This is a genomic window from Escherichia sp. KCJ4928 (assembly GCF_004352695.1).
GTDB lineage: Bacteria > Pseudomonadota > Gammaproteobacteria > Enterobacterales > Enterobacteriaceae > ECMA0423.
In genome coordinates this window covers 21,866-29,107 of record NZ_SJWV01000039.1, presented here as the reverse complement: position 1 = coordinate 29,107, position 7,242 = coordinate 21,866, and the positions used below count along the sequence as shown (strand labels likewise).

The following is a 7,242-nucleotide window of genomic DNA, read 5'->3' as shown; positions in this document are numbered from 1 at the left end:
ATAAAAAAGTAGTCAGTTAATGCACTTAAGGGATTATTAACAAATGAATAAGGAAGAACAATATCTTCTTTTTGCGCTTTCTGCGCCCATGGAAATACTTAATCAGGGTTGCAAACCCGCGCATGACTCGCCAAAAATGTATACCGGTATAAAAGAATTCGATCTCTCATCATCCTGGGGAATAAATAATCGTGATGATTTAATTCAGACTATTTATCAGATGACTGATGATGGTCATGCCAATGATTTAGCTGGCTTATATCTGACATGGCATCGCTCTTCCCCTGAAGAGTGGAAAGCATTAATTGCTGGTGGCTCGGAGAGAGGGTTGATTTATACCCAATTCGTTGCCCAAACCGCTATGTGCTGTGGAGAAGGGGGAATCAAAGCCTGGGATTATGTTCGAATGGGGTTTCTGTCACGGGTCGGTGTGCTCAACAACTGGCTGACGGAAGAAGAGAGTTTATGGCTGCAATCGCGCGTCTATGTACGAGCTCACCATTACTATCACAGCTGGATGCACTATTTTTCCGCCTATTCGTTAGGACGTCTCTACTGGCAATCTTCTCAGTGCGAAGACAACACTTCGCTACGCGAGGCGCTAACCCTGTACAAATACGATAGCGCCGGGAGTCGGATGTTCGAAGAGCTGGCAGCGGGAAGCGATCGTTTCTATGCCACGCTTCCCTGGCAGCCATTAACTGTCCAGCCTGAATGCCCGGTAACGCTTAAGGATGTGAGCGACCTATGAAAACATGTTGGCAAATCCTCGAAATTGAAAGCACGACGCAAATAGACATTATCCGCCAGGCTTATCTTGCTCGCTTACCGTTATGTCATCCCGAAACCGATCCGCAGGGGTTTAAAGCATTACGCCAGGCCTATGAAGAGGCCCTGCGACTGGCGGTAAATCCTGTCGGGGAAGCAGATAATGAAGATAAAGATGCCGCCGCTGAACATGAAATACTACGTGCATTCAGGACATTACTGGATTCAGAAAGTGATCGTTTTCAGCCCTCCGCCTGGCAGAAATTTATTCAGCAATTAAATACCTGGAACATGGAGGATGTCGATCAATTACGCTGGCCGCTGTGTGCAATCGCTATAGAAGCGCGATATCTTTCATTAAATTGTGCTTCTTTGCTGGCAGAGCGTTTGAACTGGCATTCGTTTAATGACAGCGAAGGAATGGATGAGGAAGAAAGGGAGGCTTTTCTTGAGGCCATTCAGGCTGGTGATTGTTTCGATTTCCTTAGCCTTCTGGAATATCCCGTCGCGTTACAGAACCAGACTGTTGAATATTACTTCGCGCTGGAACGTTGCTGCCGTTACCATCCTGACTATGTCACTGCGTTTTTGGCGATGGAAGGTCCGTGGTTCATTCCTGATGATGCAAAGTTACATCGCAAACTGTTGCGCTGGTACAGCTCGGTGCAAACAGGTATGGCGGAACTCATTCCTGTAGCCAAACAGTGGCAAGCGGAAGAACCAGAAAGCGAAGATGCCCGGTATTACCAGTGTGCACAACGTTTGTACTGCGGCGAGGGGGAAAGCCTGCTTGCTGAGCTCTGCGCATACTGGGAGAGTTACCCATCTACACAAGCTGATAATTTGTTGTTGCAGTGGAGCAAGCGTCATTGCCCGGATTATTTCGCGTTATTAGTGATGGTTATCGAAGCGCGGAGCATGGTAGATGCGCAAGGTCAACCGCTGAAATATGTTCCTGGTGAGAGCGCCCGGACGCGGCTGTTATGGGCGGAAATTTTACATAGCGGAAAATTATCGCCGTTAGGTCAATCGTTTATTGAGTCGTTATTCTTCAAACGCAAAGCATGGGCGTGGTGGAAATCGAGAGTCGGTAGCGAGACAGAAGAAGATTCACCGTTACTGGATTTGTATCGGGTAGCGGAACAGGTAGTACTTGAAGCGTTTCCGAAACAAGAGATGCTGGCCCGTCTTAATACAAGGCTGGAAGGCGGAGATGCTCATCCATTAGAGGCCATTATCACCCGGTTGCTGTTGACGAAAGTAAAACTCGAGCCGGAGGATGAAGATGTCGATGAGCCAACACCTGAAAACCATGAAGAAAAAAATGATGAGGGTGAAAAACCACAGAGCATTACCAGCATTATCAAAATCAGTTTAACGGTGCTGGTTATAGGTTATGCTCTCGGCAAAATCGCGATGTTGTTTAGTTGACGATGTGTTTTTTGCGCCGATGCCGGATGCAGCGTTTACGCCGCATCCGGCAGCCGTGATTATGAGGTCTCAATGGCTAAATAAACGCTCGCCCGCCGCCTGACCTCATCGACGCGGGCCATATCGTTTGACTGCAGCGCCGCATCAAAATCGGTGATCACCCGGCCAATCTCTTCTCGCTCGTCACCCAGCGCCCGCGCCCACAACTCTTCCAGTTTGGCTTTAAAGGTGCGATTGATGAGCATATCGCGCGGATAAATTTTCAATGCGGATAACCGCGTCCGACTCTCTTCAATCTGCTGCGCGCTCAATGTTACCGGGCTGTGGTTAATCACTCTGGACTTAACGCTGCCGTCTTCCAGAAGCACGTCAACTTCAAGCAACCCGTTGATATCATAACTAAAGCGAATATCAATCGACTGATAAGCCCCGGTTTTCTTCAACGGCACATCGAAGGATTCCACCAGAATGTTGTTTTTAACTTTGTGGTTTTCTCCCTGATAGACGTTAACCGTAATTGAATCCTGTTCCGGGTGCATGGTTGAATAAGTTTCTACACGCGACACGGGCACAGTGGTGTTTCGTTCAATAATCGGCGAGAAAATGCCGGAAACGCCCTGGCGGTTAACTTCAACGCCCAACGAGTAAGGGCAAATATCAGTGAGGATTACCTCTTCAATATCTTCACTGCGTAAGCGGCAGGCGGCCTGGATTGCTGCGCCCAGCGCGACAATGGTGCTCGGATCGTAACTTTGATACGGTAATTTGCCAAACAGACGCACGGCGATTCGCTGCACCAGCGGCATTTGTGACGCGCCGCCAACCAGCACCAGACTGTCGATTTGACTCGGCTTCAGACGTGCATCGCGCAACGCCTGTTCAATCGGCACTCGCAAGCGATTGAGCAGCGGCAACCACAAATCTTCCAGTTCGTTCTCGTAAAATTCGCACTCCCGCGTTTCATCCTGGTACTGCCAGCGAATGTGCAATGGCGATTGATTGCTACATTTTGCCGCTTCCACACAGGCGTACAAGGCTGCCAGTTCACTCTCGTTAAGCGTGGTCCTGGCGACATCCGCGCGTTTTAAAACCTCATCGACCAGCATATGGGTAAAATCTTCGCCACCAAGAAAGTTGTCGCCAGCGGAGGCGTGAACTTCAATCACCGGCGTGGCGTACTCAAGCACCGTAACGTCAAACGTGCCGCCACCGAGATCAAACACCAGCGAACGGGTATTTTGTTGGGTATGCAGGCCATACGCCATCGCAGCTGCTGTGGGTTCATTAATTAAGCGTACCGCATTTAACCCGGCTAACTCCGCTGCTAAACGGGTATGCTTGCGTTGTTCATCGCTGAAATAAGCCGGAACGGAGATCACCACATCTTTAATCGGACGTTGCAGAAATTCTTCGGCATCTTCTTTTAATGAGCGTAATACCAAAGAGGACAGTTCTGGCGCGTTAAATGTGTCGCTGCCTAACCGCCAGTTGGTATTACTGCCCATTGCACGTTTAAATAACGCTGCCGTTTTATCCGGATGCGAAGTACGCCGTGATACAGCCGGTTTTCCGACTAAAATATGATTATTTTCATCCATGCTAATTATGGATGGTGTTAAATATTCACCGAACTTATTTGGAATTAATTGCGCGGCACCGTCTTTCCAGACGGCAATTAAACTATTGGTAGTGCCGAGATCGATACCAATGGCGAGTTCTGCATTATCCATTGCATTTATATCTTGAAAGAAAAAGAGATAAACAGATTAAGACCACCCAGGTAACGCGTGGTGATCTTAATCAATGACGTGTGTTAAGCGTAAAATTTCAGACGATCAGCCAGTAAATCAACAAAGCCCTGACGATCAACATCGACCATTACAGTGGCATTCGGTTTATTGCCAGTCAGATAATAATAATCAACAACCGTCATACCCTGGCTATATTTCCCCTGTGTTTCCACGCCAACCCAGCGCTCAACAGTGGTAAACAACTCGGGTTTCAACAGCCAGGCGATGGTGCATGGGTCATGCAGCGGTGCACCGACAAAGCCCCATTTTTCGTCTTTATGATATTCGAGGAAGAAATCCAGCAGTTCGGCAACAATGGTTGAAACAGGGTTGCCAATCGCGCGGAAACGCTCGGTGTCTTCAACGTGGATTTGTGCTTTGTGAGTAACATCCAGACCGGCCATCACCACTGGGATCCCTGACTGGAAGACAATTTCTGCCGCTTCCGGGTCAACGTAAATATTAAATTCAGCCGCAGGCGTCCAGTTACCAAGCCCCATTGCGCCGCCCATAATCACGATACGGGCAATTTTGCTATGCAGTTCCGGATGGCTATTGAGCAGCAAGGCAACGTTAGTTTGCGGTCCGGTAGACACAATCGTGACAGGTTCCGCACTTTCGCGCAGCGTTTTCGCCATCAGCTCTACCGCCGTACAGTTTTGCGGTGCGAACGTCGGTTCCGGTAATGCCGGGCCATCCAGACCGCTTTCGCCGTGCACATTGTCCGCGATAATCAACTCACGCATTAACGGTTTTACCGCGCCGCCTGCTACCGGAATATCGGTGCGATTAAGCAAGGTCAGCATACGCAGAACATTGCGTAAGGTTTTTTCTGGTGTCTGGTTTCCGGCGGAAGACGTAATTGCTTTGACATCAAGCTCTGGTGAGGCGAGGGCGAGAACTATTGCGATAGCGTCGTCATGACCTGGGTCGCAATCTAACAGAATTGGCAGTGCCATTGTTGCTCCTTGTTGTGTGCTTCTTTGCGACAAGGGTAACGCCAGGATGTAACAGATACGAGGGGCGAAACGATAAAGCGTGAGATGGCGCGCACTTGGGTAGGCGCGCCAGAGTGATTAATGCAGGATTTTCGCGAGGAAGTCTTTCGCGCGGTCCGATTTCGGATCATCGAAGAAAGCGTCTTTCGGCGAGTCTTCGACAATTTTACCCTCGTCCATAAAGATCACCCGATTCGCCACTTTGCGGGCAAAGCCCATTTCGTGGGTCACCACCATCATGGTCATTCCTTCGTTCGCCAGTTCCACCATCACGTCCAGCACTTCGTTGATCATCTCCGGATCCAGCGCCGATGTCGGTTCGTCGAACAGCATCGCAATAGGATCCATACACAACGCGCGAGCGATTGCCACACGCTGCTGCTGACCGCCGGAAAGCTGCGCCGGAAATTTATTAGCATGTGCGGAAAGTCCCACGCGCTCCAGCAATTTCAATGCTTTTTCACGAGCGGGCGCTTTATCGCGTTTAAGCACTTTCACCTGCGCCAGAGTCAGGTTTTCAATAATCGACAAATGGGGGAACAACTCAAAATGCTGGAACACCATCCCGACGCGGGAACGCAGCTTTGCCAGATCGGTTTTCTTGTCATTAACCACGATACCATCGACGGTGATTTCACCTTGCTGCACTGGTTCGAGGCCGTTGACGGTTTTAATCAGCGTTGATTTGCCGGAACCAGACGGGCCGCAAACCACCACCACTTCGCCTTTTTTCACTTCGGTTGAGCAGTCGGTCAGCACCTGAAAGTGACCATACCATTTTGAAACATTTTTCAGGGTAATCATTATGCTGTCCTTCTTTTCAAGTAGCTGACCAACAACGACGCGCTAAGACTAATAACGAAATAAACAAATCCGGCAAATAGGATCATCTCAACCTGCGTACCATCACGCTCACCAATGGTTGAGGCGGTACGGAAGAAATCGGCCAGAGATAACACATACACCAGTGAGGTATCCTGGAACAGTACGATGCCCTGAGTGAGCAGAAGCGGCACCATCGCGCGGAACGCCTGCGGCAGAATAATCAGTTTCATCGACTGCCAGTGAGTCATTCCCAACGCCAGCGCGGCGCTCGACTGACCACGAGAAATACTTTGAATACCAGCACGGATAATCTCTGAATAGTAGGCCGCTTCAAACATTGAAAACGCCACCATCGCCGAAATTAAACGGATATCATTTTTTGGTGATAATCCCAGCACGTTTTGCAGAAAACCTGGCACGATCAGGTAAAACCACAGCAAAACCATAACTAAAGGAATCGAGCGGAATACGTTAACGTAGGCTTTGGCAAACCACGCTACGGGCGCAAAGCTGGACAAGCGCATCACCGCCAGCATGGTGCCCCACAAAATACCAATCACGACTGCCGTGACGGTGATTTTCAGCGTGATCACCAGCCCGTCGAGCAGATATGGCAGGGAAGGGACAATGGAACTCCAGTCAAACTCGTACATTATTTGCCCCCCATGTTGCCAGGCAGGCGAACTTTACGTTCAACCAGCGTCATTACCAGCATGATAACCGCGTTAATCAACACATACGCCAGCGTAATAGCGGTAAACGACTCCCAGGCGTGGGCTGAGTAATCAAGCAATTTACCCGCCTGCGCCGCCATATCCACCAGACCAATAGTCGAGGCGATGGCGGAGTTTTTCACCAGGTTCATCATCTCGGAAGTCATCGGCGGGACGATAACGCGATAAGCATTAGGCAGCAGTACGTATCGATAAGCCTGCGGTAGCGTCAGGCCCATCGCCAGCGCGGCATTTTTTTGCCCACGCGGCAACGACTGAATGGCGGCGCGTACCTGTTCGCAAACACGGGCGGCGGTAAACAGCCCCAGGCAGAGCATGGATGAAAGGAAAAACTGAATATTGGGATCCAGCTCGGCCTTAAACCACATACCGATTTTCTCTGGCAGCAACTCCGGGATCACCAGATACCAGGTAAAGAATTGCACAATCAACGGCACGTTGCGGAACAGTTCGACATACAACGTACCCAGACCGGAGAGAAAACGGTTTGGAACGGTACGTAAAATGCCGAAAAATGAACCGACGAGGAAAGCGATAATCCAGGCGCAGATCGACAAAGCGATCGTCACCTGAAAACCACTCCAGATCCAACCAAGATAGGTGGTGTTGCCGAACGGGGCTTGTTGTAAAAAAATACCCCAGTTCCAGTCTATAGACATAAATCTACTCCAGAAAAAAGAGGGTAGCAGCGTTAAC

7 protein-coding genes are annotated in these 7,242 nt (G+C 49.6%); 2 read left to right on the top strand and 5 right to left on the bottom strand.

Annotated features, from left to right (window positions below):
- Positions 1–43 precede the first annotated feature (43 nt).
- On the top strand, positions 44–751 hold the full coding sequence (locus E0D98_RS08575) for a DUF1266 domain-containing protein (RefSeq protein WP_001030930.1): 708 nt from the start codon (positions 44–46) through the stop codon (positions 749–751).
- Complete coding sequence (gene djlC / locus E0D98_RS08570; RefSeq protein WP_001306979.1) at positions 748–2,199, top strand: co-chaperone DjlC; 1,452 nt, start codon at positions 748–750, stop codon at positions 2,197–2,199. Before E0D98_RS08575 ends, djlC begins: the two co-directional genes overlap by 4 nt.
- Before the next feature lie 59 nt (positions 2,200–2,258).
- On the opposite strand, the gene hscC is transcribed toward djlC, so the two are convergent.
- The 5 genes from hscC to gltJ all read right to left on the bottom strand — a co-directional run bounded on the left by hscC (position 2,259) and on the right by gltJ (position 7,205).
- Positions 2,259–3,929, bottom strand: a complete 1,671-nt coding sequence (gene hscC / locus E0D98_RS08565) for a molecular chaperone HscC (RefSeq protein ID WP_000367872.1) — start codon at positions 3,927–3,929, stop codon at positions 2,259–2,261.
- A gap of 83 nt (positions 3,930–4,012) precedes the next feature.
- Entirely contained in the window at positions 4,013–4,948 is a 936-nt protein-coding gene (rihA, locus tag E0D98_RS08560) for a pyrimidine-specific ribonucleoside hydrolase RihA (protein WP_001207522.1), read from the bottom strand.
- 117 nt (positions 4,949–5,065) lie between these two features.
- Positions 5,066–5,791, bottom strand: coding sequence for a glutamate/aspartate ABC transporter ATP-binding protein GltL (gene gltL, locus E0D98_RS08555; protein ID WP_000631384.1), 726 nt, complete (start codon positions 5,789–5,791; stop codon positions 5,066–5,068).
- On the bottom strand, positions 5,791–6,465 hold the full coding sequence (gene gltK / locus E0D98_RS08550; RefSeq protein ID WP_000272824.1) for a glutamate/aspartate ABC transporter permease GltK: 675 nt from the start codon (positions 6,463–6,465) through the stop codon (positions 5,791–5,793). Before gltK ends, gltL begins: the two co-directional genes overlap by 1 nt.
- Positions 6,465–7,205 carry a glutamate/aspartate ABC transporter permease GltJ gene (gltJ, locus tag E0D98_RS08545; protein ID WP_000020944.1) on the bottom strand — a complete coding sequence of 247 codons (741 nt, stop codon included), beginning with the start codon at positions 7,203–7,205 and terminating at the stop codon, positions 6,465–6,467. Before gltJ ends, gltK begins: the two co-directional genes overlap by 1 nt.
- Positions 7,206–7,242 lie beyond the last annotated feature (37 nt).